The sequence below is a fragment of the Microcella flavibacter genome (genome assembly GCF_012530535.1).
In the GTDB taxonomy this organism is placed as follows: domain Bacteria; phylum Actinomycetota; class Actinomycetes; order Actinomycetales; family Microbacteriaceae; genus Microcella; species Microcella flavibacter.
The window spans coordinates 2,230,056-2,255,766 of the sequence record NZ_CP051299.1 but is presented as its reverse complement, the minus strand read 5'-3'; the positions used below and the strand labels follow the sequence as shown (position 1 = coordinate 2,255,766).

At 73.1% G+C, this 25,711-nt stretch carries 21 protein-coding genes; 13 read left to right on the top strand and 8 right to left on the bottom strand.

The genetic code is table 11. From position 1 onward, the window contains the following. Positions 1-124: 124 nt before the first annotated feature. On the top strand, positions 125-2,359 hold the full coding sequence (locus HGB54_RS10730; protein WP_168916416.1) for a PAS domain-containing hybrid sensor histidine kinase/response regulator: 2,235 nt from the start codon (positions 125-127) through the stop codon (positions 2,357-2,359). Positions 2,360-2,387: 28 nt separating this feature from the next. On the opposite strand, the gene HGB54_RS10725 is transcribed toward HGB54_RS10730, so the two are convergent. Further along, positions 2,388-3,878 (bottom strand): FAD-dependent oxidoreductase, encoded by a 1,491-nt coding sequence (locus HGB54_RS10725; protein ID WP_168916415.1) that lies wholly within the window; start codon positions 3,876-3,878, stop codon positions 2,388-2,390. Between the two features lie 32 nt (positions 3,879-3,910). Next, a complete protein-coding gene (locus tag HGB54_RS10720; RefSeq protein ID WP_168916414.1) occupies positions 3,911-4,126 on the bottom strand; it encodes a hypothetical protein in 216 nt (71 codons plus the stop codon). Positions 4,127-4,880: 754 nt separating this feature from the next. On the opposite strand from HGB54_RS10720, the gene pta reads away from it, so the two are divergent. Continuing rightward, entirely contained in the window at positions 4,881-7,040 is a 2,160-nt protein-coding gene (pta, locus tag HGB54_RS10715) for a phosphate acetyltransferase (protein ID WP_168916413.1), read from the top strand. Next, positions 7,037-8,179, top strand: a complete 1,143-nt coding sequence (locus tag HGB54_RS10710; RefSeq protein ID WP_168916412.1) for an acetate/propionate family kinase — start codon at positions 7,037-7,039, stop codon at positions 8,177-8,179. The genes pta and HGB54_RS10710 overlap by 4 nt, the downstream gene beginning before the upstream one ends. A 32-nt stretch (positions 8,180-8,211) precedes the next feature. Here the strand turns inward: HGB54_RS10710 and HGB54_RS10705 are convergent, their stop codons facing one another. Continuing rightward, positions 8,212-8,859: an SDR family oxidoreductase gene (locus HGB54_RS10705; protein WP_168916411.1), complete on the bottom strand. Its 648-nt coding sequence runs from the start codon at positions 8,857-8,859 to the stop codon at positions 8,212-8,214. Positions 8,860-8,983: 124 nt separating this feature from the next. Here HGB54_RS10705 and HGB54_RS10700 point away from each other — a divergent pair, with 124 nt between their 5' ends. The 6 genes from HGB54_RS10700 (at position 8,984) to HGB54_RS10675 (ending at position 15,759) form a co-directional block, all read left to right on the top strand. Then, positions 8,984-11,077 carry a DNA polymerase III subunit gamma and tau gene (locus tag HGB54_RS10700; protein WP_168916410.1) on the top strand — a complete coding sequence of 698 codons (2,094 nt, stop codon included), beginning with the start codon at positions 8,984-8,986 and terminating at the stop codon, positions 11,075-11,077. A 3-nt stretch (positions 11,078-11,080) separates the two neighbouring features. Then, entirely contained in the window at positions 11,081-11,680 is a 600-nt protein-coding gene (gene recR, locus HGB54_RS10695) for a recombination mediator RecR (RefSeq protein WP_168916409.1), read from the top strand. 197 nt (positions 11,681-11,877) lie between these two features. Beyond that, positions 11,878-13,143: an aspartate kinase gene (locus HGB54_RS10690; RefSeq protein WP_168916408.1), complete on the top strand. Its 1,266-nt coding sequence runs from the start codon at positions 11,878-11,880 to the stop codon at positions 13,141-13,143. Positions 13,144-13,145: 2 nt separating this feature from the next. Further along, the gene (locus tag HGB54_RS10685; RefSeq protein ID WP_168916407.1) at positions 13,146-14,216 is read left to right on the top strand and encodes an aspartate-semialdehyde dehydrogenase; all 1,071 of its coding nucleotides are present in this window, start codon (positions 13,146-13,148) and stop codon (positions 14,214-14,216) included. Positions 14,217-14,251: 35 nt separating this feature from the next. Beyond that, the gene (locus HGB54_RS10680; RefSeq protein WP_168916406.1) at positions 14,252-14,953 is read left to right on the top strand and encodes an SGNH/GDSL hydrolase family protein; all 702 of its coding nucleotides are present in this window, start codon (positions 14,252-14,254) and stop codon (positions 14,951-14,953) included. Next, complete coding sequence (locus tag HGB54_RS10675; protein ID WP_228545800.1) at positions 14,950-15,759, top strand: SGNH/GDSL hydrolase family protein; 810 nt, start codon at positions 14,950-14,952, stop codon at positions 15,757-15,759. Before HGB54_RS10680 ends, HGB54_RS10675 begins: the two co-directional genes overlap by 4 nt. Here HGB54_RS10675 and HGB54_RS10670 read toward each other — a convergent pair. Beyond that, positions 15,743-16,564, bottom strand: a complete 822-nt coding sequence (locus HGB54_RS10670; protein ID WP_323740688.1) for a sulfite exporter TauE/SafE family protein — start codon at positions 16,562-16,564, stop codon at positions 15,743-15,745. The genes HGB54_RS10675 and HGB54_RS10670 overlap by 17 nt on opposite strands. A gap of 40 nt (positions 16,565-16,604) precedes the next feature. Here HGB54_RS10670 and HGB54_RS10665 point away from each other — a divergent pair, with 40 nt between their 5' ends. Together HGB54_RS10665 and HGB54_RS10660 are read left to right on the top strand one after the other, a co-directional pair. Further along, on the top strand, positions 16,605-18,080 hold the full coding sequence (locus tag HGB54_RS10665) for a malate:quinone oxidoreductase (RefSeq protein WP_168916404.1): 1,476 nt from the start codon (positions 16,605-16,607) through the stop codon (positions 18,078-18,080). Between the two features lie 32 nt (positions 18,081-18,112). Beyond that, positions 18,113-19,114, top strand: coding sequence for a hypothetical protein (locus HGB54_RS10660; RefSeq protein ID WP_168916403.1), 1,002 nt, complete (start codon positions 18,113-18,115; stop codon positions 19,112-19,114). A 340-nt stretch (positions 19,115-19,454) separates the two neighbouring features. On the opposite strand, the gene HGB54_RS10655 is transcribed toward HGB54_RS10660, so the two are convergent. The 4 genes from HGB54_RS10655 to galT all read right to left on the bottom strand — a co-directional run bounded on the left by HGB54_RS10655 (position 19,455) and on the right by galT (position 23,157). After that, on the bottom strand, positions 19,455-19,718 hold the full coding sequence (locus HGB54_RS10655; protein ID WP_168916402.1) for a hypothetical protein: 264 nt from the start codon (positions 19,716-19,718) through the stop codon (positions 19,455-19,457). Positions 19,719-19,861: 143 nt separating this feature from the next. Further along, positions 19,862-20,827 carry a UDP-glucose 4-epimerase GalE gene (gene galE, locus HGB54_RS10650; protein WP_168916401.1) on the bottom strand — a complete coding sequence of 322 codons (966 nt, stop codon included), beginning with the start codon at positions 20,825-20,827 and terminating at the stop codon, positions 19,862-19,864. A gap of 45 nt (positions 20,828-20,872) precedes the next feature. Beyond that, complete coding sequence (gene galK, locus HGB54_RS10645) at positions 20,873-22,030, bottom strand: galactokinase (RefSeq protein WP_168916953.1); 1,158 nt, start codon at positions 22,028-22,030, stop codon at positions 20,873-20,875. Further along, positions 22,030-23,157: a galactose-1-phosphate uridylyltransferase gene (gene galT / locus HGB54_RS10640; RefSeq protein ID WP_168916400.1), complete on the bottom strand. Its 1,128-nt coding sequence runs from the start codon at positions 23,155-23,157 to the stop codon at positions 22,030-22,032. Before galT ends, galK begins: the two co-directional genes overlap by 1 nt. 143 nt (positions 23,158-23,300) lie before the next feature. Between galT and HGB54_RS10635 the strand changes: the two genes are divergently transcribed. Both HGB54_RS10635 and HGB54_RS10630 read left to right on the top strand, forming a co-directional pair. Then, positions 23,301-24,098, top strand: a complete 798-nt coding sequence (locus tag HGB54_RS10635) for a DeoR/GlpR family DNA-binding transcription regulator (protein ID WP_168916399.1) — start codon at positions 23,301-23,303, stop codon at positions 24,096-24,098. A 58-nt stretch (positions 24,099-24,156) separates the two neighbouring features. Continuing rightward, complete coding sequence (locus tag HGB54_RS10630; protein ID WP_228545799.1) at positions 24,157-25,089, top strand: aldose 1-epimerase family protein; 933 nt, start codon at positions 24,157-24,159, stop codon at positions 25,087-25,089. Positions 25,090-25,711 lie beyond the last annotated feature (622 nt).

The following is a 25,711-nucleotide window of genomic DNA, read 5'->3' as shown; positions in this document are numbered from 1 at the left end:
CCCCTGGTCAGGCGGCCCTCCGCCGTTCTAGGGTGAACCACACCCCCGAGAGAGGCGGCACGTGCCGAGCGAAGCGCCGGAACCTCCCCGCACGTCGCCGCAGTCGGCGGACGACTCGGATCTGGTGCGCCTGGCGGGACGCATCGCCCGCTTCGGCGGCTGGTCGGTCGAGATCCCCTCGGGCGAGGTCTACTGGACGGCCGAGCTCTTCGCCCTCTTCGGCTACGAGTCGGAGGGCGGCGGGGCCCCGCCGCTCGACGCCGCGGTCGACATGTACCCCGAGGATGAGGGGCCCATCGTGCAGGCCGCCATCCAGCGCAACGTCGTCGACAAGGTGGCGACCGACCTCGAGACGCGGGTCGTGGACCGCGAGGGCCGCGAGATCCGGGTGCGCATCATCGGCGTGCCGGTGCTCGACGAGGCGGGCGAGGTCGTCCGCGTGCAGGGCGCGATCTACGACATCACCGAGATCGTCACCGAGCGCGAGAACCGCATCGCCGCGCAGGAGAGCCTGCAGCGCACCCTCGACTACATCCCCGATTTCGTGTTCTTCCTCGACGACCAGTGGCGCATCACCTTCGCGAACCGGGCGCTGCGCTCCTTCCTCGACCTGCCGGCCGCGACCCTGTACTCCGAGCCGGTGTGGTCGCTCATCCCCGAGCTCGCGGCGGGCCCGTTCACGAACGGCCTGCACCGCGCGATGAACGAGGCGACGAGCAGCACCGCCCGGGCGCGCGTGGAGCAGTTCGGGGTCACGATCGAGGGCACCGCGCATCCCCTCGAGAACGGCGTCGCCGTGTTCGCGCGCGACGTCACCGACGAGGTCGAGCGCGAGGCCGAGATGGATGCCGTCGCCGCGGTCGCCCGTCAGCAGGCGGCCCTCATCGAGGCCTCGACCGAGGCGATGCTCATCGAGGATCTCGACAACGTCGTCCTCTACTGGAACCAGGGCGCGGAGCAGCTCTACGGCTGGTCGAGCGAGGAGGCCGTCGGGCGCAACATCCGCGAACTCATCTACGCCGACCCGGACGACTTCGAGGGGCCGGGCGCGGCGCTGCTGCGCGACGGCCGCTGGTTCGGCGAGCTGCAGCAGCGCACGAAGGACGGTCGCGCGCTCGTGATCGAGTGCCGCTGGCAGGTCGTGCTCGACGCGGAGGGGCGGCCGGCGAAGATCTTCGTCGTCAACTCCGACGTCACCGAGCTGCGCCGCCAGCAGCAGGCCCTGAGCCGGGCGCAGCGCACCGAGAGCCTCGGAACGCTCGCCGGCGGCATCGCCCACGACCTCAACAACGTGCTCACGCCGCTGCTGATGTCGGTGCAGCTGTTGAAGGCGCAGTCGCCGACGCCCGACCAGGGGGTGCTGCTGGAGGGCATGGAGGCGGCGGTGCGCCGCGGCGCCGACATGGTCGATCAGGTGCTCTCCTTCGCCCGCGGCGTGGAGGGCGTGCGCGAGCTGGTCGACCTGGCCGACGTGGTGCAGGAGCTGTGCACGATCACCCTGCCGACGATGCCGGCGTCGATCACGGTGACCTCGCACCTCGACGCGGTGCCGCCGGTCTCGGGCGACCGCACGCAGCTGCTGCAGGTGCTGCTCAACCTGGTGGCGAACGCCCGCGATTCGATGCCCGAGGGCGGCGAGCTGACGATCTCGTTGCGGCCGCAGACGATCCGCCTCGCGGAGCGCGCGTCGACGTCGCTCGAGCCGGGCCGCTACGCCGTGCTCACGGTGGAGGACACCGGCGAGGGCATGAGCGCCGACGTGCTCGACCGCATCTTCGAGCCGTTCTTCACGACGAAGCAGCTGGGCCGCGGCACGGGTCTGGGCCTGGCGAACACGCAGGCGATCGTGACGAGCCACGGCGGCGCGATCAGCGCGCACAGCGTGCGGGGCGCGGGCTCGCGGTTCACGGTGCAGATCCCGCTCGCGACCCAGGGCACGCCGACGACCCCGGTCGCCGTGCAGCCCGCGCCGGCGTCGGTCGGCTCGGGGGAGCTCGTGCTCGTGGCCGACGATGAGGCGAGCATCCGCGATCTGGTGCGGCGGGCGCTCGAGGCGCACGGCTACCGCGTGCTGGTGGCGGCCGACGGGGCGGAGGCGGTGCAGCTGCTCGACGAGCGCCCTGACGAGGTGGCCGTGGTCATCACCGACGTGATCATGCCCCGAATGGATGGCGCCGCGGTCGCGGCGCACGTCGCCCAGCACTACCCGCACGTGCCGGTCATCGCCGCGAGCGCCTACCCCGGCGCCGGAGCCCTCGACGAGCTCTCGGCGAGCAACGTGCGCGACGTGCTCGCGAAGCCCTTCACGGCGGAGCTGCTGCTGCGCACGGTGCAGGGCGCGCTGCGGCCGAAGGAGTAGCGGCCGGGCGCGCCTCCTCGGGCCGGGCTCAGCGCCCGGCGGGGCGCAGGTCGCGGGTCGCGGGCCCTTCGAGCAGCGCGCCGTCGGCGGCGAAGCGCGAGCCGTGGGCGGGGCAGTCCCAGGTGCGCTCCTGGTCGTTCCAGTTCAGGACGGCGTGCAGGTGGGGGCAGAGGGCGGAGAGCTCGCAGGTGCGCCCGTCGACGGTGCTGACGGCGACGGGGCGGATGCCGCGGCGTCCGGTGACGCCCTCGCCCTCGGCGGGGCGACTCTGCGGCAGCGGGGTGGCGAGGGTGCGCGCCCAGCCCCGGGCGTACCACCAGCCGACGGCGAGGTTGGCGCCGATCCCTTCGGCGAGGGCGAGGGGCAGCGTGACGCGGTGGTGCAGGGTGCGGGCCCAGTCGGGGGTGTCGCCGAGCCGGTCGCCGACGATGGTCAGGGCGGCGGCGACGGCGTTGGTCATGCCCCACTTGTCGTAGCCGGTGGCGAGGCTGACGCGGCGGTTCGTGCGCGGCATGATGCCGACGAAGGGGATGCGCTGCGGGGCTTCGTAGTCCTGCGCGCTCCAGGCGTGGGTGCGTTGGGCGCCGGGCCAGCGGGCGAGGGTCCAGTCGGTGAGCTCGTCGACGAGGGCGGCGGGGCTGGATGCTCGTCCGACGGTGTGCCCGTTGCCGCCGATGATGAGCCGCTCGCCGTCGTGGTCGCCCGGCGCGCTGCGCACGGAGCGGGTGGGGCTGTCGACGCTGAGGTACATGCCCTGGGGGAGGGTCTGCGGTGCGGTGAAGGCGAGCGCGTAGGAGCGCTGCGGCTTGAGCTTGGCCCAGTAGAGGCCTCGGTCGAGCACGGGGCTGCCGGTGGCGAGCACGACGTGCTCGGCGCGGATGCCGCCGTGGTCGGTGCGCACGTCGACGGGGTCGTGGGAGCTGTCGACGCCGGTGACGCGCACGCCGGTGACGAGGCGGCCGCCGAGGCTGCGCAGTTCGGCGGCGAGTCCGCGCAGCACGTCCATGGGGTCGAACTGGGCCTGGTCGTCGAGGGCGACGGCGGCGCGGGTCGAGTAGGGCAGTTCGGGCGTGGTGGTGCGGTAGACGGGCAGGCCGGTGCTCTCGGCGACGGCCTGCTCGCGCAGCACGGTGCTGACGCCGCTGTCGGTGCCGGCGTAGCTGTAGGCGGTGCGCCGCTGCACGTCGATGCCGGCGCCGGCGGCCCAGTCGAGCATCCACGTCTGGGCGGCGCGGTTGCCGTCGACGTAGGCCTGCAGCACGCCGCGGGTGTTGCGCGAGGCGATCTGCTGCAGCTGGGAGCCCTGCAGCAGGCTGAGCTTCGCCGTGGAGCGCCCGGTGGCGACGACGCCGACGCTTCGTGCCTCGAGCACGGTGACGCGGCGGCCGGCGCGGGCGAGCAGCACGGCGGTGGTGAGCCCGGTGAGTCCGGCGCCGACGACGACGTCGTCGACCCGGGCCCCCGGCTCGAAGGGGTCGGTCTCGAGCGTGCCGCTGCGGTCGATCCAGAGGGAGGTCATGCGGCGACGGTACGACCGCGCGGCCCCGGCGGCTACGGGGTTGCGCTCGGTCGCCGGGCGCGGTACCGGCGGTCGCCGCGCGCGAACAGCGGCAGCAGCGGCACGGCGAGCCCGGCGGCGAGGATGAGCGGCCAGCCGCTGCTCGTCGTGATCGAGAGCACGATGCCGAGCGCCAGCAGGGCGCCCGCGATCGACCAGAGCGTGACGCTCACCCACTGCGGAGCACTGTTCCGCCGAGACCGAGTCATGCTCGACATCGTACCGAGCTCGCCGACGCCCTGCATTTCGCACCCGCACCCCCGCACCCGCACCCCCGCACCCCCGCACCCCCGCACCCCCGCACCCCCGCACCCCCGCACCCCCGCACCCCCGCACTCGCACTCGCACCCGCACCCGCACCCGCACCCGCACCCGCACCCGCACCCCGTGCTCACTCCTCGGCGCGCAGGGGGTCGCGAGCATCCCCGCCGTCCTTCCGCAATCACGGAGCGCGTGAGCCGGTTTCACCCACTCCGTGATTGTGGAAGGCGCGCGGGAAAGTTCGCCGCCCACCCGCCCGCTCGCCGCCCGTCTTCGCGCCCTGCGTTGCCCGCCCGCCGAGACTCCGCCCGCGGACTCGGCCGAGGCCCGGTGAGCGGGGAGCGGGGAGCGACCTTCACGACGGCACTCCTTCCAGAACTGCGGATCGGGTGAGCCGCATTCACCCGATCCGCAGTTGTGGAAGGACCGCGGAACGGTTTCGCGCTCCGAGCGGCTCCGGCGCGCCGCGCACCGCCGCGCCCTGCCGCGCCCCGCTCGGCGCCGTCCCTCGACGGGCGCCACCAAGGCTTGGTGCTGCACGGCTCCGGAGCCGTCAGCGCACACACCCCACGCCGGTTGCCGCGCGGCGGCGAGCGCCGCCGCGGTCCTGCCGAGGTGTCCCGCCGCGCGAAGCCGGGCCGCACTCGGCGCCCCGAGCAACCCGCCCACCGCGCGGCAAGGCGACGCCCCTACGCTGGGCGCGTGGCGAAGAGCATCTACCTGACATCAGCCGAGGGCAACTCGGGCAAGTCGACGGTCGCGCTGGGCATCCTCGATACGCTCGCCCACCAGATCGGGCGGGTCGGCGTGTTCCGGCCGGTGGCGCGCTCGCACGACCGCAGCGAGCGCGACTACGTGCTCGAGCTCATGCTCGCCCACGACGGCGTCGACCTCGCCTACGACGAGTGCATCGGCGTCGGCTACGACGAGGTGCACGCCGACCCCGAGGCCGCGCTCGCCACCATCGTCGAGCGTTTCAAGAACGTCGAGCGCCAGTGCGACGCCGTCGTCATCGTCGGCAGCGACTACACCGACGTCTCCGGCCCCACCGAGCTCAGCTTCAACGCGCGCATCGCCGCCAACCTCGGCGCCCCCGTGGTGCTCGTCCTCGGCGGGCGCCTCTCCGGCGGCGCCGGCGGCCGCGGACTCGCCGAGTCCGGCGCCCGCAGCCCCGACGACATGCGCCGCGTCGCCGAGGTCGCCGTCGCCGAGCTCGAGCACGCCCACGCGCAGCTGCTGGGCGTCATCGTCAACCGCGCCGACGCCGAGCGCCTCGACGAGATCACCGCCGCCGTGCAGAGCGTGGCTCCGGATGCTCTCGCGGCGAGCATCCCGGAAGACCGCTACCTCATCGCCCCCACCGTCACCAGCGTCATGCAGGCCTGCGACGCCCGCTTCGTGCGCGGCGACCAGCAGCTCATGGGCCGCGAGGTGCTCGGGGTCGTCGTCGCCGGCATGAGCATGGAAAACGTGCTGCCCCGGCTCACCGAGGGCGCCGTCGTGCTCATCCCCGGAGACCGCTCCGAGGTGCTGCTCGCCGTGCTGATGGCCCACGCGAGCGAGACCTTCCCGAGCGTGGCGGCGATCATCCTCTACGGCGGGTTCGAGACCCCCGAATCGGTGCAGTCGCTCGTCGAGGGCCTCGACCCGGCGCTGCCCATCCTGCGCACCGAGTACGGCACCTACGACACGGTGCTGCGCATCACCGAGACCCGCGCGCGCCTCGCCGCCGACTCGCAGCGCAAGTACGACACCGCGCTCGCCCTCTTCGAACGCCACGTCGACGCCCCCGCCCTGCTGCAGCGGCTCGACGTCACCCGCTCCGAGGCGATCACGCCCCTCATGTTCGAGTACGGGCTGCTCGAGCGGGCCCGCAGCGACCGCAAGCGCATCGTGCTGCCCGAGGGCGGCGACGACCGCATCCTGCGCGCCGCGAGCACGCTTCTGCAGCGCGGCGTCTGCGACCTCACCATCCTCGGCGACGAGGCCGAGGTGCGCGCCCGCGCCGCTGAGCTCGGGCTCGACCTCACGGATGCGCAGATCCTCAGCACGCGCGATGAAGAGCTGCGGCAGCGCTTCGCCGAGGAGTACGCCCGCCTGCGCGCCCACAAGGGCGCCACCGTCGAGATCGCGCGCGACGTCGTCACCGACGTCAGCTACTTCGGCACGATGATGGTGCACCTCGGTCTCGCCGACGGCATGGTCTCCGGCGCCGCCCACACCACGGCGCACACCATCCGGCCCAGCTTCGAGATCATCAAGACCGACCCGGGCGTCGGTGTCGTCTCCAGCGTGTTCCTCATGGCGCTCGCCGACCGCGTGCTCGTCTACGGCGACTGCGCCGTCATCCCCGACCCGACCAGCGAGCAGCTCGCCGACATCGCCATCAGCTCGGCGGCGACGGCGCAGCAGTTCGCCATCGAGCCGCGCATCGCGATGCTGTCGTACTCGACGGGGGAGTCGGGCTCGGGCGACGACGTCGAGAAGGTGCGCGCCGCGACCCACCTCGTGCGCGAGCGCCGCCCCGACCTGCTCGTCGAGGGCCCGATCCAGTACGACGCGGCCGCCGACCCCGGCGTCGCGAAGACGAAGATGCCCGACTCGCCGGTCGCGGGCCGGGCGACGGTCTTCGTGTTCCCCGACCTCAACACGGGCAACAACACCTACAAGGCGGTGCAGCGCTCCGCCGGCGCCGTCGCGATCGGCCCGGTGCTGCAGGGTCTGCGCAAGCCGGTCAACGACCTCAGCCGCGGAGCCCTCGTCAGCGACATCGTCAACACGGTCGCCATCACGGCCATCCAGGCGCAGCGCACCCCGCCCCCGCCGACGACCCCGATCTCGACGATCGGCGGCACGGCATGAGCGCCCCCGGCACGCGGGTCTTCGTCGTCAACTCCGGGTCGAGCTCGATCAAGTACCAGCTCGTCGACGTCGCGACGGAGGAGGCGATCCTCTCCGGCCTGGTCGAGCGCATCGGCGAGCCGGGCGGCGACGCGGCCGATCACGTCGACGGGATGCGCCGGGTGCTCGCCGAGCTGGGCGACGCGGCGACCGGCCTCGTCGCGGTCGGCCACCGCGTGGTGCACGGCGGCGAGGCCTTCACCGCCCCGACCGTGGTGACCGACGCGGTGATCGAGCAGATCGAGCAGGTGTCGATGCTCGCCCCGCTGCACAACCCGGCGAACCTGGCGGGAATCCGCGCGGCGATGGCCGTGCTGCCCGACGTGCCGCACGTCGCCGTCTTCGACACGGCCTTCCACCAGACGATGGCGCCCGCCGCCTACACCTACGCGATCGACCGCGAGGTCGCCCGCGAGCACGGGGTGCGCCGCTACGGGTTCCACGGCACGAGCCACGCCTTCGTCGCCGGGCGCGCCGCGGAGCACCTGGGGGTGCCGCTGGAGCAGCTCAAGCTGATCGTGCTGCACCTCGGCAACGGAGCATCCATCACCGCCATCGACGGCGGCCGCTCGATCGACACGTCGATGGGCCTCACCCCGCTGCAGGGCCTCGTCATGGGCACGCGCTCGGGCGACCTCGACCCGGCGGTGCTGCTGCACCTGCACCGGCAGGCGGGCATGAGCGTCGACGAGCTCGACGCCCTGCTCAACAAGCGCAGCGGCCTGCTGGGCCTCAGCGGCAGCGCCGACATGCGCGACGTCACGAAGGCCGCCGATGAGGGCGATCGGGATGCTGCGCTCGCGCTCGACGTCTGGGCCCACCGCATCCGCCACTACGTCGGGGCGTACCTCGCGCAGCTGGGCGGCCTCGACGCGGTGGTGTTCACGGCCGGCGTCGGAGAGAACAGTCCCCAGTTGCGCGCGCTCGCCCTTGCGGGGCTCGAGTTCCTCGGCCTCGAGGTCGACCCCGAGGTCAATGCAGCACGAAGCCGCGCGGCGCGCACCATCTCGCCCGAGGGTGCGGGCGTCGCCGTGCTCGTGGTGCCCACGAACGAGGAGCTCTCGATCGCGCGTCAGGCGGCGGCGCTCGCCGGGGCCTGACGCCCGCTAACGGTTAGCGGGCCCGCGCTCGGCTAGAGCGCCGAGACCGCGTCGCTCACCGGCGTCGACCCGCCGACGACTTCGATCGTGCGGCGCACACCGGCGCCGGTCTCGAGCAGCGCGTGCAGCACATGGGCGATGTCGGCGCGCGGCACCGACCCGGCCTCGACCGACTCGGCGATCTCGACCGCGTCGGCGGCCTCGTCGTCGGTGAGCGATCCGGGGCGCACGATGGTCCAGTCGAGGTCGCGCTCGCGCACGGCGGAGTCGCCCTCGCTCTTGGCGCGCAGATAGACCTGGAAGGTGTCGGAGCTGTCGGCGTCGAAGTCGTCGGCGCCCATGGAGGAGACGACCAGCAGGCGGCGCACGCCCGCGGCGACCATGCCGTCGGCGACGAGGATGAGCCCGTCGCGGTCGAGGCTCTTCTTGCGCTCTGGCCCGCTGTCGGGGCCGGCTCCGGCGGCGAAGACGACGGCGTCGGCGCCGTGCACGATCTCCTCGACGCGGTGCACGTCGCCGCGCTCGAGGTCGAGCACGACGGGCTCGGCGCCGTCGGCGCGCACGTCGCCGCAGTGGTCGGGATTGCGCAGCAGCGCGATCGGCTCGTGTCCGGCGGCAGAGAGGCGGCGGCTGAGCTGACGGGCGATCTGGCCGTGGCCTCCGACGATGACGATACGCATCCGACCAGTTGAGCAGACGAAGCTCCGCGCCCCGTGTGCGCGGCGCGTGCGGCGGCGCTCGGAACCCGGTATACGCCGCACCGGGCCGGGGACGGGCGTCGGGGGTGACGACTACGCTGAGCGGGTGGTCACCGCTCTGTATCGTCGCTATCGCCCGGAGACCTTCGCCGAGCTGATCGGCCAGTCGCACGTGACCGATCCGCTGCGCGCGGCTCTGCGCAGCGACCGGGTGAATCACGCCTATCTCTTCAGCGGTCCTCGCGGCTGCGGCAAGACCACCTCGGCCCGCATCCTGGCTCGCTGCCTCAACTGCGCCGAGGGTCCCACCGACACCCCGTGCGGCGTCTGCCCGAGCTGCGTCGAGCTCTCGCGCGAGGGCGGCGGCTCGCTCGACGTCGTCGAGATCGACGCGGCGAGTCACGGTGGCGTCGACGACGCCCGCGACCTGCGCGAGCGGGCGATCTTCGCCCCCGCCCGCGATCGCTACAAGATCTTCATCATCGACGAGGCCCACATGGTCACCTCGGGCGGCTTCAACGCCCTGCTGAAGATCGTGGAGGAGCCGCCGGAGCACGTGAAGTTCATCTTCGCGACGACCGAGCCCGAGAAGGTCATCGGCACGATCCGCTCGCGCACGCATCACTACCCCTTCCGGCTCGTGCCGCCGGCGCAACTGCTGCAGTACGTGCACGAGCTCGCCGACAGCGAGGGCGTGCAGATCGCTCAGGGCGTGCTGCCGCTCGTCGTCCGCGCCGGCGGCGGCTCGGTGCGCGACAGCCTCTCCCTGCTCGACCAGCTCATCGCCGGCAGCGACGCCGACACCGTCACCTACGAGCGGGCCGTCGCGCTGCTGGGCTACACGCACGCCGCCCTGCTCGACGACGTCGTCGATGCGATCGCGGCCGCCGATCCGGCCGCCGCCTTCGGCGCGATCGACCGGGTGGTGCAGACGGGGCAGGATCCCCGCCGCTTCGTCGACGACCTGCTGGAGCGCCTGCGCGACCTCATCGTCGTGCAGGCCACCGGAGCGCAGGCGGCGAGCGTCCTGCGCGGCGTGCCGGACGACGACCTCGCCCGCATGCGCGACCAGTCCTCCCGATTCGCCCCGGCCGACCTCTCCACCGCGGCCGACGTCGTGAACCGCGCGCTCACCGAGATGACGGGCGCCACCTCGCCGCGACTGCACCTCGAGCTCATGATGGCGCGCGTCCTGGTCACCGCTGCTCCGGGTGTCGCCGCGGCCCGACCCGCCGGCGCGGCGACGGCTCGCAGCGCCGCACCGGGCGGGAGCGCTCCGTCGTCCGCCTCCCCGGCTTCCGGCGGCCCCCCGAGCGATCCCCCGCCCTCGGCCTCGACGGATGCCCCCGCCACAGCCGAGTCCGCCGTCGACGTCGCGCCCCCCGCCGCCGAGGCGCAGGCCGTGCCGAGCGGGCCGCTCACCCTCGAGTCGCTCCGCGCCCACTGGCCCGAGGTCCTCGAGCGCATCCAGTCCGTGAAGATGAGCGCCTGGACGGTCATGTACCTGGCCCAGCCCGCTGCGCTCGACGATGGCGACGTGCTGACCATCGCCTTCACCTCCGCCGGCGACGCGAACCGCTTCAAGGAGCGCACCAATCCGACGGAGAGCGTGAGCGAGCAGGTGCGCAACGCCATCCAGCACGTGCTCGGACACCGGGTGAAGTTCAAGGTGCGCGTCGACGAGGGGCAGCCCGCCGCTGCACCCTCGGCCAGCATCGACGAGGCGCCGCCGGCCGACCCCGACCCGGCGCCGGAGCCGGAGCCGGAGCCGGTGGCCGCGACGCCGGCGCAGCCTGCACCGGCGCCCGTCGAGCGAACCCCGCGTCCGCGCAACCCCGCGCCCGTGCCGCAGTCGAGCGCGCCGGTCACCGGATGGGACGTCGTGGCGATCCCGGGCAGTGCCGCGGCGGCGTCAGCCGATCCCCGCCCGCTCGACGCCGAAGACCTCCCACCGCTCGACGATGCCGACGCCCCCGACGACGAGTCAGCCCCGGCGACCGAGGACGGGTCGGCGCCGCCCGAGCCCGTGATCGAGCGCCGCGTACCCTCCGCTCCGGTCGCGATCCACCCCGCCGATGCCGCGGGCCGCCAGCGCTACGGCGAGGCCGTCGTCCGCGAGGTCCTCGGCGCACGGTTCCTCGCGGAAGAGGCCGTCGAATCCGCCGTCAGCCTCACCAGCGAACCCCCCAGAGACGAGTAGCCCGTGTACGACGGCATCATCCAGGATCTCATCGACGAGTTCGGCCGCCTGCCCGGCATCGGCCCCAAGTCGGCGCAGCGCATCGCCTTCCACATCCTGCAGACCGAGTCATTCGACGTCGCGCGCATGGCCCAGCTGCTCATCGACGTGCGCGAGAAGGTGCGCTTCTGCGAGATCTGCGGCAACGTCGCCGAGGAGGCGACCTGCTCGATCTGCCGCGACCCGCGCCGCTCCGCCGTGAGCATCTGCGTGGTCGAGGAGGCGAAGGACGTGGTCGCGATCGAGCGTACGCGCGAGTTCCGCGGGCTGTACCACGTGCTCGGCGGCGCCATCAGCCCCATCGACGGCATCGGCCCGGACGACCTGCGCATCGCGCAGCTGCTGGGCCGACTCAACGACGGCACGGTGACCGAGGTCATCATCGCGACCGACCCCAACCTCGAGGGAGAGGCGACGGCCACCTACCTCACCCGGCTGCTCGTGCAGCCCGGGCTCACCGTCTCGCGGCTCGCGAGCGGCCTGCCCGTGGGCGGCGACCTCGAGTACGCCGACGAGGTCACCCTGGGGCGCGCATTCGAGGGACGCCGCAACGTCCAACGCTGAGCATCCCGCGGCGAGCCGTGCCGCCGCCGTGCGCGGGGGAGCGGCTAGCCGAGCGAGCTCGAGCGCGCAGGGGGCGGGCAGGGCATCCCGCTAGAATCGGGGGTCGAGGCCGTCGCCACCACCCTTCGTCGCATCCCCTCGCCCGGCCACCCGCCTGACCACAGCGCCCTCCCGCATCCCAGCATCAGGAGCACCACGTGAGCCTCATCGTGCAGAAGTTCGGCGGATCCTCCGTCGCCGACGCCGAGAGCATCAAGCGCGTCGCCAAGCGCATCGTCGCCACGCGCACCGCCGGCCACGAGGTCGTCGTCGCCGTCAGCGCCATGGGCGACACCACCGACGAGCTCATCGACCTCGCGCACGAAGTCACGCCGATTCCTGACGCGCGCGAGATGGACATGCTGCTCACCACCGGCGAGCGCATCTCGATGGCGCTGCTGGCGATGGCCATCAAGAGCCTCGGTCACGAGGCGCGCAGCTACACCGGCAGCCAGGCCGGCATGATCACGGATGCCCAGCACGGCTCCGCCCGCATCGTCGACGTCACCCCCACCCGCGTGCGCGAAGCGCTCGACGACGGTGCGATCGCCATCGTCGCCGGGTTCCAGGGCTTCAACCGCGACAGCCGAGACATCACCACGCTCGGCCGCGGCGGCAGCGACACCACCGCCGTCGCCCTCGCCGCGGCGCTCGACGCCGACGTCTGCGAGATCTACACCGACGTCGACGGCGTCTTCACCGCCGACCCCCGCGTCGTGCCGCTCGCCCGCAAGATCGACCGCGTCTCGGCGGAGGAGATGCTCGAGCTCGCCGCCAGCGGCGCCAAAGTCCTGCACATCCGCGCCGTCGAGTTCGCGCGCCGCCACGGCGTCACCCTGCACGTGCGCTCATCGTTCACGCCCGCCGAGGGCACCTGGGTGCGCAACCCGATCGAGGGAGAGACCATGGAAGAACCGATCATCACGGGCGTCGCCGGAGACCTCTCCGAGGCGAAGATCACCGTCGTCGGCGTGCCCGACACCCCCGGCAAGGCGGCCGACATCTTCACCATGGTCGCCAAGACAGGCGCCAACATCGACATGATCGTGCAGAACGTCAGCGCCGCCACGACCGGTCGCACCGACATCTCGTTCACCCTGCCGAAGAGCGACGGCGAGAAGGTTCTGACCTCGCTGCGCGCCGAGCAGGACGGCGTCGGCTTCCTCTCCCTGCAGTACGACGACCAGATCGGCAAGCTCTCCGTCGTCGGCGGCGGCATGCGCACCAACGCGGGCGTCAGCGCCCAGCTCTTCACCGCCCTGAAGGATGCCGGCATCAACATCGAGATGATCTCAACCAGCGAGATCCGGATCTCGGTCGTCACCCGGGCCGACATCCTCAACGACGCCGTGCGCATCGTGCACGCCGCATTCGGGCTCGACGGGGAGACCGAGGCCGCGGTCTACGCGGGGACGGGGCGATGAGCATGAGCGCAGCATCCATCGCCCCCGTCAGCATCGGCGTCGTCGGCGCCACCGGCCAGGTCGGCGCCGTCGTGCGCCAGCTGCTGCTCGACCGGGCCTTCCCGGCGTCGAGCGTGCGCTTCTTCGCGAGCGCCCGCAGCGCCGGCACCGTGCTGCCCTTCGGCGACCAGCAGATCGTCGTCGAGGACGCGGCGACGGCCGACCCCACCGGGCTCGACATCGCGATCTTCAGCGCCGGCGCGACCACGAGCAAGGCGCAGGCGCCGCGCTTCGCCGCCGCGGGCGTCACGGTCATCGACAACTCCTCCGGCTGGCGGATGGACCCGGAGGTGCCCCTCGTCGTGAGCGAGGTCAACCCCCACGCCATCGACCAGGCCGTCAAGGGCATCATCGCCAACCCCAACTGCACCACCATGGCCGCGATGCCCGTGCTGAAGGTGCTCGACGCCGAGGCCGGCCTCGAGCGCCTCATCGTCAGCACGTACCAGGCCGTCTCGGGCGCCGGCCTCGCCGGCGGCGAGGAGCTGCTCGAGCAGGCGACCGCGGTCGTCGGCCAGAACGCCATCGACCTCGTGCACGACGGCGCGGCGGTCGAGTTCCCCGCGCCCTCGACGTTCCCCGCGCGGATCGCCTTCAACGTCATCCCGCAGGCCGGCAGCTTCGTCGACGACGGACTCGGCGAGACCGACGAGGAGAAGAAGCTGCGCAACGAGTCGCGCAAGATCCTCGAACTGCCCGAGCTGCGCGTCAGCGGCCTCTGCGTGCGCGTGCCCGTCTTCACCGGTCACAGCCTGGCCGTCAACGCCGAGTTCGCCCGAGCGATCAGCCCGGAGCGGGCGCGCGAGCTGCTGGCCGACGCCCCCGGCGTGCAGCTGGTGGATGTTCCCACCCCGCTCGCGGCGGCCGGCGCCGATCCGAGCCTCGTCGGGCGCATCCGCACCGACGAGGGCGTGCCCGGCGGCCGTGGCCTCGCGCTCTTCATCAGCAACGACAACCTGCGCAAGGGCGCGGCGCTCAACGCGGTGCAGATCGCCGAACTCGTCGCGGCGAAGAAGGCCGGAGCGGCGGTCTGACCGAACCCTTGCCGCGGTAGCGTCGAACCGTGCTCATGACCGCTCGTTCCGACCTCCGCCGCAGCGCGCGCCGCGCATCCCGCCCCGCCCTGCTCGGCCTGCTCGCCATCGTCGCCTCCGTCGGGCTCGTCGCCTGCGCGGCGCCCGCCGCCGCCCTCGCGCCGCCCGAGGGCGACGGCCCCGTCGTGGCCTTCTACGGCGACTCGTACACGCTCGGAACCGGCGCGAGCGACCCCGCGCTGCGGTGGTCGACCGTCATCAGCGAGGAGCGCGGCTGGCGCGAGTACAACCCCAGCGTCAACGGGCTCGGCTACATCAACAACCGATCCACCTTCGGCGACGGCGACCTGCCCGACCTCATCATCGAGCAGCAGCCCGACATCGTCTTCGTCACGATGGGCCTCAACGACAACTTCTCGTACGACCGGGTCGGCGAGCGCATCCAGGAGCAGATGAACGACGACATCGACATCCTCGTCGAGGCGCTGCCCGAGGCGCGCTTCATCGTCGTCGAGCCGTTCTGGTACACCGACGAGCGGCCCGAGTCGGTCGAGGTCATCATCCGCTGGCAGCGCGAGATGGCCGAGCGCATCGACGCCGACTACATCGAAGGCGCCTCGCGCTGGATCGAGGGCCGCCCCGAGCTCATGGCCTCCGACGGGCTGCACCCCGACGACGACGGCTACGCGGTCATGACCGAGCGCATGCGTGCCGAGCTCGAGGCGCTGGGCCTGTGAGCGCCGACGAGGCCCGCGCGGCGTCCGACGCCGCTGGCGCACCCGTGGCGAGCTACGCCGCCATCGGCGACAGCTTCACCGAGGGCATGGGCGACGAGCTGCCCGACGGCACGCCCCGCGGCTGGGCCGACCTCGTCGCCCTCGGCCTCGCCCACGCCGCGCAGCAGCCGCTCGGCTACGCCAACCTCGCCATCCGCGGCCGGCTGCTCGGCCCCATCCTCGACGACCAGCTGCCCGTCGCCCTCGCGCTGCGCCCCGAGCTGCTGACCATCAACGGCGGCGGCAATGACATCATGCGCCCGCGCGTCTCGGTCGCCGGGGTCGCCGACCGGCTCGTCGACGCGGCCGAGCGGGCGACGGCGCAGGGAATCCGGGTCGTGCTCGTGAGCGGGGCCGACCCCGGCGATCACATCCCCCTCGGCGGCCTGCTGCGGGCGCGCGGCGACGAGCTGGCGCGCGAGGTGCGGCAGCGCATCCATGGCTCCGGGATGCTCTTCGTCGACAACTGGGGCGACGAGGGCCTGCGCGCCCTGCGCTACTGGTCGATCGACCGCCTGCACCTCAACGCGCTCGGCCATGCCCGCGTGGCCGCGAACGTGCTGGCCGCGCTCGACGTGCCCGTGGCGCCCGGAGGGCGGTCAGAGGTCGAGCGTCTGCACGAGCTCGAGGCGGCGCGCCCGCGCACCGCCGCCTACTGGCGCGAGTACGTGCTGCCGTGGATCGGCCGTCGCCTGACGGGCCGGTCGAGCGGCGACGGGCGCGCGCCGAAGCGGGCGACGCTCGAGCCGATCAGTCCTTCGGCGTAGCGTCGTCGGCCGCGGCCGCGGCCGCCTTCGCGGCCCGCTGCGCCCGGATCGCCCGCACGCTGAGCTGCACGACCACGGCGAGCAGCAGGATGCCGAACAGCACGCCGGCGACCTGCGGCGGCACGAGGAACGCGAGCGCCACGCCGCCGAGCGAGGCGACGGCTGCCGCGATGCCGACGATGAGGCCCTGCCGAACATCCACCATGCCGGCGCGCACGTTCGCGACCGTGCCCGACAGCGCCGTCGGGATCATCGCCAGCAGCGACGTGCCCTTCGCGACGAGGTCGCCGAGCCCGAACAGCGCGATGAGCACGGGAACCGCGATGACGCCGCCGCCGATGCCGAACATGCCGCTCGCGATGCCCATGAGGAACCCCAGCAGCACGAGGCCGAGCAGCGGCAGCACCTCGACGTCGAGGCTGCCGCCGCGCTCGGGCGCGACGAGGATGAGGCGCACCGCGATGATGAGCAGCCCGCCGATGAACAGCCAGCGCAGCCAGCCGAGCGGCAGCGTGCGCAGCAGCCACGAGCCGATCGGGGCGCCCACCACGGCGCCGAGGGCGATGAGCCCCGCGGCGAGGTAGTCGATCTCGCCATTGATGCCGTAGCCGATGCTGCCGACGATCGCGCTCGGCACGATCGCGACGAGGCTGGTGGTGGATGCTCGGCGCTGGTCCATGCGGGCCCACCACATGAGCATGGGCACCATGACGATGCCGCCGCCGACGCCGAACATCCCGGAGAGGAGCCCGCCGACGAGGCCGGTGGCAAGAAGGGGCAGAATCACTCGCGCAACCCTACCGATGCGCGGCCGGCGGTCAGCGCGCCGAGAGTAAACTCACCGCGTGAGTGAACGCATCGACGTAGCGCTGATCGGCGCCGGAATCATGAGCGCGACCCTGGCGACCATGCTCCAGCAGCTCGAGCCCGAGTGGGACATCCGCATCTACGAGCGCCTGAGCGACGTCGCTCTCGAGAGCTCGAACCCGTGGAACAACGCGGGCACCGGCCACGCGGCCCTGTGCGAGCTCAACTACACGCCCGAGAAGGCCGACGGCACGATCGACATCACCAACGCGGTGAAGGTCAACGAGCAGTTCCAGGTCTCGCGGCAGTTCTGGGCGTACCTCGTGAACGAGGGCACCCTGCCCGACCCGAAGGCGTTCCTCAACTCGACCCCGCACATGAGCTTCGTCTGGGGCGAGGCCAACGTCGCCTACCTGCGCAAGCGCTTCGACGCGCTGAAGGACCACCCGCTGTTCGCCGGCATGGAGTACAGCGAGGATGCCGCGCAGATCCGCCGCTGGGCGCCCCTGCTCCTCCCGGGCCGTGCGAAGAGCCAGCCCATCGCGGCGACGTACATGGCCGCGGGCACGGACGTCGACTTCGGAGCGCTCACGAGCCTGCTCGTCGAGGGCTTCATCGAGAACGGCGGCCGGCTCGAGGTCGAGCACACGGTGCGCGGGCTCAAGAGGCTCAAGGCGGACGGCGCCTGGCGACTGAAGCTGCGCCACGAGATCGGCGAGACGCCGCTCGAGATCGAGGCGCGCTTCGTCTTCGTCGGTGCCGGCGGCCACGCGCTGCCCTTGCTGCAGAAGAGCGGCATCCCCGAGATCAAGGGCTTCGGCGGGTTCCCCATCAGCGGCGAGTGGCTGCGCAGCGACAACCCCGAGGTCGTCGCCAAGCACCTCGCGAAGGTCTACGGCAAGGCGAGCGTCGGCGCCCCGCCGATGTCGGTGCCCCACCTCGACACCCGCGTCGTCGACGGCCAGGCATCCCTGCTGTTCGGCCCGTACGCCGGCTTCAGCCCCAAGTTCCTCAAGACCGGCTCGTGGTTCGACCTGTTCGGCTCGATCCGCCTGCACAACATCGTGCCGATGCTGCAGGTGGGGCTGCGCAACTTCGACCTGGTCAAGTACCTCGTCGGCGAGCTGCTCGCGAACCGCGACGACCGCCTGGATGCTCTGCGCGAGTTCTACCCGAACGCGAACGGCGACGACTGGTACAAGATGGTCGCCGGCCAGCGGGTGCAGGTCATCAAGAACGACCCCGAGAAGGGCGGCGTGCTGCAGTTCGGCACCGAGGTCGTCGCGGCGGCCGACGGCTCGATCGCGGGCCTGCTGGGCGCCTCACCCGGAGCCTCGACGGCCGCGCCGATCATGCTCGAGCTGCTGCAGCGCTGCTTCCCCGACCGCATCGCGGGCTGGACCCCGCAGCTGACGCGCATGGTGCCGACCTACGGCGGCACCGTCAGCGAGTCGCCCGAGACGGCGGATCGCGTGCTCGGCGAGACCGCCGCGGCGCTCGCCATCGCCCGGTAGGCGGCGACAGGCCCGGGCGATACGCTCGGGCGATGCCCTCCCGTGCCCGCGCCGATCGTTCGCGCCGCACGCGGGAGGCGCTGAGTCGCCGCGCCGTGGCCATCGCCGTCGTCGCGCTGCTGCTCATCGTCGACGCCGTGCTCATCGGGCTGGCCCTCAGCGGTCGCGACCCCGAGCCGAGCGGCGCGACCCCGCAGGTCGAGGTCGTCGACGACGTCGCGGCGGAACCGTCCGCGTCGCCCTCGGCGGAGCCGTCGGCCGAGCCGACCGCACCGCCGCAGCCGCCGGCGACGGGCGCCGCTCAGCGGGTCATGACAGCCATCGACGGCAGTACCGCCTGGCGTGTGCCGACGGGCCCGTGTCCCGAGGCGCAGGTGCTTCCCGAGGTCACGCGCGATGCCGGCGCCGCTTGGCAGCCGTTCGACCCCTCTGCCGAGACGGACCTGCGCTCGGTGCAGCGGCTCATCGTCTCCTCCGCCGAGTCGATCGCGATCGTCGGCCTCGCCGCCGACGACTGCAGCCCTTCGCTCGTGCGCACCTACGTCGGCGGCATCGACTGGGCCTCGTACCCGGAGGAGGTCGGCAGCGCCTGGTACATCGCTGACGGCGGCGCGGGCGTGCACGCGCCCGGCGGCTCGGTGCAGCCCGCCTGCCCGGCCGGCGCCGTCGCGATCTCGGTCTCGCGCACCGACTCGGCGGCCGCCCTCTGCGCCGACGGCTCCGTCGCGGCCACCGTCGACGCCGGACGCACCTGGGGCGCTCCCGCGGCCCTCCCCGGCGTGCAGGCGCTCGCCCTGCGCAGCGACGGCTACCTCGCGGCCGTCCTCGGCGGCGAGGGATGCGCGGGCGTCGCCATCGTCGCCCTCGACCGCTCCGGCGCCGCGCCGACCCCGGTGGGCTGCCGTGCCGCCTCGGGCGATGCGGCGTCGCTCGCCGGCCTCATCGCGCTCAGCGAGAGCAGCGACGGCACGCTGTGGCTCTGGGCCGGAGACGAGGTCGCCCGCTCGGAGGACCGCGGCGCGACCTGGCTCTGAGCCATCCCGGCGGACCAGCGCTCAGCGCCTCAGAGTGACCGCGCGTACCTCGTCGCGTTGACGACTCAGCCCCTTCCGCAATCACGGAACGGGTGAATCCGATTCGCTCGTTCCGCAGTTGTGGAAGGCGCGCGAATCCATCTCCGCCACCGACGGAGAAGAGGGGCTGAGGAGCTATTCGGACAGCAGGGCGCTCATGTCGATCGCCTGCGTGGGGGCGAGCTCGACCATGACCGAGTCGTCGGTCGGGGCGGCCACGTTGCTGGAGTTCGTGCTCATGCTGTCCTCGTTCGGGTGCGGTGCTGTCGGGTGGAGCGACGTACGAAGTGCGGGGGCGGGCTCAGGCGCTGAGGCGCTGATCGCGGCGGCGCAGGCGGCTGGTGCGCAGCGCGCGCTGGGCGGCGACCCGCGTGACGAAACGCCCGAGGTGGCGGCCGACGCCGTCGACGGCCACGAAGCCGGTGCCGACGAGCTCGACGTACCCGGCGTGCGCGGTGCCCTCGCTGGTCCGCTCCGACGCGACCCAGAGGCCCTTCTGCGCGCTCAGCCACTGCAGCTGCCGCGCGGGGGCGGGAAGGCCGGGGAGGGAGCGGAGCGAGCTCATGGTGCGGGGGTCCTCATCACTCGAGCGGGTGTATGCGTTCGAATGTATTAGACGCGCGGCCAGCGTGGTGACCGGCGCTCAGCGAGCATCCAGGAAGCGGACGCGGACGCGCCCCCTCAGCGCTCGCGCGACCGATGACCGGCTCAGTCAGCGGCCGGCCGGGCGTCCCATGCCGATCGGAGCATGTCATCGAGTCCGAGCCGAGCGTGCCAGCCCAGCTCGCGCGCGATGAGGCTCACGTCGCCGACCACCGCGGGCGGATCGCCCGCGCGGCGCGGCGCATGGAGAGGCTCGATCGGCAGGCCGGTGATCGCCGCCGCGCGCTCGATGACCTCGCGCACGCTGCTGCCCGACCCGGTGCCGACGTTGAAGACGGGGCTGATCTCGCGGCCCGACTCGAGGGCGTCGAGCACGGCGACGTGCGCCTCGGCGAGGTCGGCCACATGCACGTAGTCGCGCACGCAGGTGCCGTCGGGCGTGGGGTAGTCGTCGCCGAACACGGTCGGCCGCTCCCCGCGGGCGATGGCGCCGAGCGCCAGCGGGATGAGGTTCGCCGTGCCGGTGTCGACCAGGTCGGCGCTCGCGGTGCCCGCGACGTTGAAGTAGCGCAGGCTCGCCGCGCGCAGTGCGCCCGAGGCGACCGCCCAGCGCACGAGTCGCTCGCCGACGAGCTTCGAATCGCCGTACGGGTTCACGGGCTCGGCCGGGGCGTCCTCGGTGATCGGCTCGAGCGGCGCCTCGCCGTAGACGGCGGCGGAGGAGGAGAACACGAGCGTCGGCACCGCCGCGCGCTCCATGGCGAGCAGCAGCGTCGACAGGCCGCCGACGTTCTGCTGGAAGTACCAGGCCGGTCGCGCGACCGACTCGGCGACGCTCTTGCGCGCGGCGAGGTGCACGACGCTCGTGACGCCCCGCTCGCGCATGAGCAGCTCGAGCGCCTCGGCGGCGTCGGTCGACGCGAGGTCGATGCGGTTCGCGGGCCCGGCGGGGGAGTGCGCGCGATCCGCCGACAGGTCGTCGACGATGACCGTCTCACGGCCGACCGCCTCGAGGGCGCGCACGACGTGGGCGCCGATGTAGCCGGCTCCGCCGGTGACGAGGGTGGTCATGAGCTCTCCCTGGGGTGGTGACGGGCGGATGGTCGTGCGGGGCGATCAGTTGCGCGCGGCGCCCTCCGAGGCGGTCACGACGAAGGTGTCGGGCTGGCCGAAGGCGTGCTCGCCGAACGCGTTGTCGACGGCGACCTGGATGCGCGAGAGGTCGTCGATGCGGACGAGGGCGATGGCGGCCCCGCCGAAACCGCCGCCGGTCATCCGGGCCCCGATCGCGCCGGCCTGGACGGCCGTCTCGACGGCGAGGTCGAGCTCGGGCACCGAGATCTCGAAGTCGTCGCGCATGCTGCGGTGCGAGGCGTCGAGCAGCTCGCCGATCGCCTCGGCGCCGTCGGCCCGCAGCACGGCGACGGTGTCGAGCACGCGCTGGTTCTCGGTGACGACGTGGCGCACGCGGCGGAAGGTGACGTCGTCGAGCAGATCGCCCGCGCGGGCGAGGTCGTCGACGCCGAGGTCGCGCAGCGAGGAGACGCCCATGACGGCGGCGCCGCGCTCGCAGGCCTCCCGGCGCTCGCCGTAGCCGCCGGTGGCGTGCGAGTGCTTCACCCCGGTGTCGATGACGAGCAGGGCGAGGCCCGCCTCGGCGAGGCCGAGCGGCACGAGCTCGGTCTCGAGCGTGCGGCAGTCGAGGAACACCGCGTGGTCGACGCTGCCGAGCAGCGAGGCCGACTGGTCCATGATGCCCGTGGGGGCGCCGACGGCGACGTTCTCGGCGCGCTGGCCGACGCGGGCGAGCGTGCGGCGGTCGAGACCCAGCCGCCAGACGTCGTTGAGGCCGAGCGCGACGGCGCTCTCGATCGCGGCCGAGCTCGACAGCCCCGCCCCGACGGGCACGTCGCTGACGATGAAGAGGTCGAGGCCCGGCACGGCCGAGAGGTCGGCGCCGAACTCGGTGAGGGCCCAGGCCACGCCGAGCGGGTAGGCCGGCCAGCCGGTCAGCACCTCGGGGCTGAGCGCGTCGAGATCGATCTCGACGACCTCGTCGGCGAAGTCGCTCGCGACCCGGATGACGCGATCCTCGCGCAGCCCGATGGCGACGACGGTGCGGCGGTCGATCGCGAGCGGCAGCACGAAGCCCTCGTTGTAGTCGGTGTGCTCGCCGATGAGGTTGACGCGGCCCGGAGCCGACCAGAGGCCGTCGGGCTCGCCGCCGAAGGCCGAGGTGAAGCCGGTGCGGGCGTCGTCGCGGATGTCGCTGATCACTGCTGGTCTGCCTTCTCGGCCGTGTCGGCCTTCTCGATGCCGGAGCGGATGAACGCGGCCTGGGTCTCGGGCGCGACGTCGCCGATGAAGGCGCCCATGGCGGCCTCCGACCCGGCGAGGTACTTCAGTTTGTCAGCCGCGCGCCGCGGACTCGTCACCTGCAGCATCAGGCGCACCGCATCCCGCCCCGCGTGCACCGGTGCCTGGTGCCAGGCGGCGATGTAGGGCGTGGGGGTGTCGTACAGGGCGTCGAGTCCGCGCAGCAGGCGGCGGTAGAGCGGGGCGAGCTCGTCCTTCTCCTCGTCGGTGAGGCCGGCGAGGTCGGGCACGTGGCGGTGCGGCAGCAGGTGGATCTCGAGGGGCCAGCGCGCGGCGAACGGCACGAAGGCGGTGAAGTGCTCGCCCTGGATGAGCACGCGCTCGCTCGCCTGCTCGCTCGCGAGGATGCGCGCGAACAGGTCGTCTCCGACCGCCTCGACCGAGCGCAGCAGGGCGCTCGTGCGCGGCGTGATGAAGGGGTACGCGTAGATCTGGCCGTGGGGGTGGCCGAGGGTGACGCCGATCTCCTGGCCGCGGTTCTCGAAGACGAACACCTGCTGGATGCCCGGCATCGCGCTCAGCGCGGCGGTGCGCTGGCTCCACGCCTCGATGACGGTGCGCGCGCGGCTCACCGTCTGCGAGCCGAACGAGCCCTCGTGCTCGGGCGAGAAGCACACGACCTCGCAGCGCCCGACGCTCGTGCGGGTGCGCTCGAGGCCGATCTCGGCGAGGTCGGAGAGGTCGGCCGGGGCGTGCTCGTGCTCGAGCGCGGGGCCGAAGCTGGGGGAGCGGTTCTCGAAGACGGCGACGTCGTACCGGCTCGGGATCTCGCTCGGGTTCGCCGCGGTCTGGGGCGCCAGCGGGTCCTGGTCGGCCGGCGGCAGGAACACGCGGTTCTGCCGGTTGCTCGCGATCGACACCCAGTCGCCGGTGAGCACGTCCTGCCGCATGCTCGCGGTCGTCGGGCGCGGGTCGAGCACGCGGGCGTCGACGCCGCGCTCGGGGCCGAGGGTCGTGTCGGCGTCGTCGAAGTAGAGCAGCTCGCGGCCGTCGGCGAGCACGTCGGTGCGCAGGGTGATGGGCATGGCTCCAGGCTAGGGCCGGCCGCTTGCGGATTCGCAAGCGGCGTGCTTTCGTTTTCGACGAGTTCCGAAAGCGGGGTGGATGCGCGTCCCGCCCGCTCCCCGCCCGCCCCGCCTGCTCGCCGCCCACCACCGAGAGGTTCCCCATGGCCGACACCGCCCCCCGCCGCCGCGAGCGCCTCGCCGGCGCCGTCGCCCGGCGCGGCTTCGCCCGCGTCGCCGACCTGGCCCGCGAGCTCGGCGTCAGCGAGGTCACGGTGCGCACCGACCTGGCGGCGCTCGAGGCCGACGGGCGCCTCACCCGCGTGCACGGCGGCGCGATGCCGCGCGGACTCGTCGCCGAGCGCGAGTCGAGCCTCGAGCAGTCGCGCGCCCGGCTCGCCCGCGCCAAGTCGGCGATCGCCGAGGCCGCGGCGGCCCGCGTGCAGTCGGGGCAGAGCGTGCTGCTCGATGTCGGATCCACGACGCTGGCGGTGGCGCACGCGCTCGTCGCCCGCGTGGAGCTGCAGGAGGTCGTGGTGGTGACGAACGGGCTCGCCATCGCGCTGGCGCTCGAGCCGGGCATCCCGCGTCTGACGGTCGTCGTGACGGGAGGCACAGTGCGCTCGCTGCAGCACTCGCTGGTGAACCCGCTGGCGACGACGCTGCTCGAGGGGGTGCGGGCCGATCTGGCGATCCTGGGGGCGACGGGCGTGCACCTCGAGCACGGGGTGACGAACGTGAACCTGCCCGAGGCGGAGGTGAAGCGGCGCATGGTCGACAGCGCCGCCGAGCGCATCCTCGTCGCCGACTCGTCGAAGGTCGGGCAGGCGCACCTGGGCCGGGTGGCGGCGCTCGCCGAGATCGACGAGCTGATCACCGACACCGGCATCGATGGGGGGGATGCGGCGGCGCTGCGCGACGCCGGGCTGCGCGTGCGCGAGGTGGCGCCGCACCGTCGGTAGGCCGCGCGCGTCGTCGGGCCGCGCCGTCGGTAGGCCGCGCCGTCGGTAGTCTGGCGCGGTGACTCAGACCTCCGCGCCCACCGGCGAGCAGTACTCCCTCCGTCTCGACGGCCCGAACGGCCCGGTCGAGGCGGTCGTCACCGAGGTCGCGGCGGCGCTGCGGATGCTCACGGTCGACGGCCACGACCTGACGCAGTCGTACCCGGAGGGCTCGACGCCCCCCTTCGGCGACGGCATCGTGCTCGTGCCGTGGCCGAACCGCGTGCGCGACGGCGTCTGGACCCTCGACGGCGAGGCCCAGCAGCTCGACATCACCGAGGTCGCGAAGAACAACGCCATCCACGGTCTGCTGCGCTACGGCGCGTACCGCCTGGTCGACCGCACGGACTCGTCGGTGACGCTGGGCGCCGCGGTGGTGCCGCAGCACGGCTACCCCTTCCACCTGTGGACCACGGTCTCGTACGAGCTCGTCGACGACGGCGTGCGGGTGACGCACGCGGTGACGAACCTCGGCTCGTCGGCCGCCCCGTACGCGGTGGGCACGCACCCGTTCCTGCGGGTGGGGTCGCACTCGGTGGAGTCGCTGACGATCACGGCCCGCACGGCCGAGCACGTAATGGTGGATGCTCGCCTCAACCCCGAGGGTCTGGAACCGGTCGCCGGTACCCGCTACGACCTGACGCAGCCGACCCGCATCGAGGGTCTCGAGTTCGACGACGCCTGGCGCGTCGAGCCGGATGACGACGGCGTCATCCGCACCACCGTCGCGGCGCCCGACGGCGCGAGCACGACGCTGTGGCAGCAGGGCGACTGGCAGTGGTTGCAGGTGTTCATCACCCGCATCTTCCCGACGCCGGAGGGTCTGACGACGGCGATCGCGGTCGAGCCGATGACGGCCCCGGCCGACGCCCTCAACTCGGGCCTCGGCCTGCGCTGGATCGAGCCGGGCGCCTCCTGGTCGGGCAGCTGGGGCATCACCCGCCAGTCCTGAGCCGGGCATCCCGCCCGCCGGACCGCCCCGCCCTGCCCGCCCCATTCGCCGCACAGGGGCCCGACCGCGCCGATCGCCGCACCCTTCTTGCCTCGCCCCGCCCTACCCGCACCTCCCAGGCCGCGCCGCCGTGCACAAATGCAGGACTGCGTCGGCGCGTCGTGCTCCTCCGGGCTGCAACACGCCGGTCGCGAGACCTCGAGTCCTGCATTTGTGCCAGCGGTGACGCGCACAGCGGGTCCGGCGCCAGCTCCGGCGCCGAGATGACGTCTTCTGCCCAGACGGCGGTGCAGAAGCGTCGTCTCGACACGAACCGCTGTTTCGGCGTTTCGAGTCGCGACGACAGTCCCCGTCCCGCGGGCGCACACCTCGGCCGACGGGTCCGCCATCCCCCTCGAGCTCCTTCCACTCCGCGGGAAATATGCGAGAGATGATCGGATACTTCCTGCAGAGTGGAAGGCGCGCACGAGAGAAAGCCGCGCCCCGCGTGGCGGTCATCGCGCCCCCGCCCCGCCGCGGTCCGCGCCCCGCGCGTCGCGCGCTGCACCCGGCCGGGCGCACCCGCTCTCCGCCGGCCCCGGCCTCCGCCGGCCCCCGCTCTCGGTGACGTCCCGCTGAGTGG

Bases quoted from the DNA above. Each gene is read 5' to 3' on its own strand.
- HGB54_RS10725 (WP_168916415.1), bottom strand. From the start codon at position 3,878: ATGACCTCCCTCTGGATCGACCGCAGCGGCACGCTCGAGACCGACCCC.
- HGB54_RS10720 (WP_168916414.1), bottom strand. From the start codon at position 4,126: ATGACTCGGTCTCGGCGGAACAGTGCTCCGCAGTGGGTGAGCGTCACG.
- HGB54_RS10710 (WP_168916412.1), top strand. From the start codon at position 7,037: ATGAGCGCCCCCGGCACGCGGGTCTTCGTCGTCAACTCCGGGTCGAGC.
- HGB54_RS10705 (WP_168916411.1), bottom strand. From the start codon at position 8,859: ATGCGTATCGTCATCGTCGGAGGCCACGGCCAGATCGCCCGTCAGCTC.
- HGB54_RS10685 (WP_168916407.1), top strand. From the start codon at position 13,146: ATGAGCGCAGCATCCATCGCCCCCGTCAGCATCGGCGTCGTCGGCGCC.
- HGB54_RS10680 (WP_168916406.1), top strand. From the start codon at position 14,252: ATGACCGCTCGTTCCGACCTCCGCCGCAGCGCGCGCCGCGCATCCCGC.
- HGB54_RS10660 (WP_168916403.1), top strand. From the start codon at position 18,113: ATGCCCTCCCGTGCCCGCGCCGATCGTTCGCGCCGCACGCGGGAGGCG.
- HGB54_RS10655 (WP_168916402.1), bottom strand. From the start codon at position 19,718: ATGAGCTCGCTCCGCTCCCTCCCCGGCCTTCCCGCCCCCGCGCGGCAG.
- galE (WP_168916401.1), bottom strand. From the start codon at position 20,827: ATGACCACCCTCGTCACCGGCGGAGCCGGCTACATCGGCGCCCACGTC.
- galT (WP_168916400.1), bottom strand. From the start codon at position 23,157: ATGCCCATCACCCTGCGCACCGACGTGCTCGCCGACGGCCGCGAGCTG.
- HGB54_RS10635 (WP_168916399.1), top strand. From the start codon at position 23,301: ATGGCCGACACCGCCCCCCGCCGCCGCGAGCGCCTCGCCGGCGCCGTC.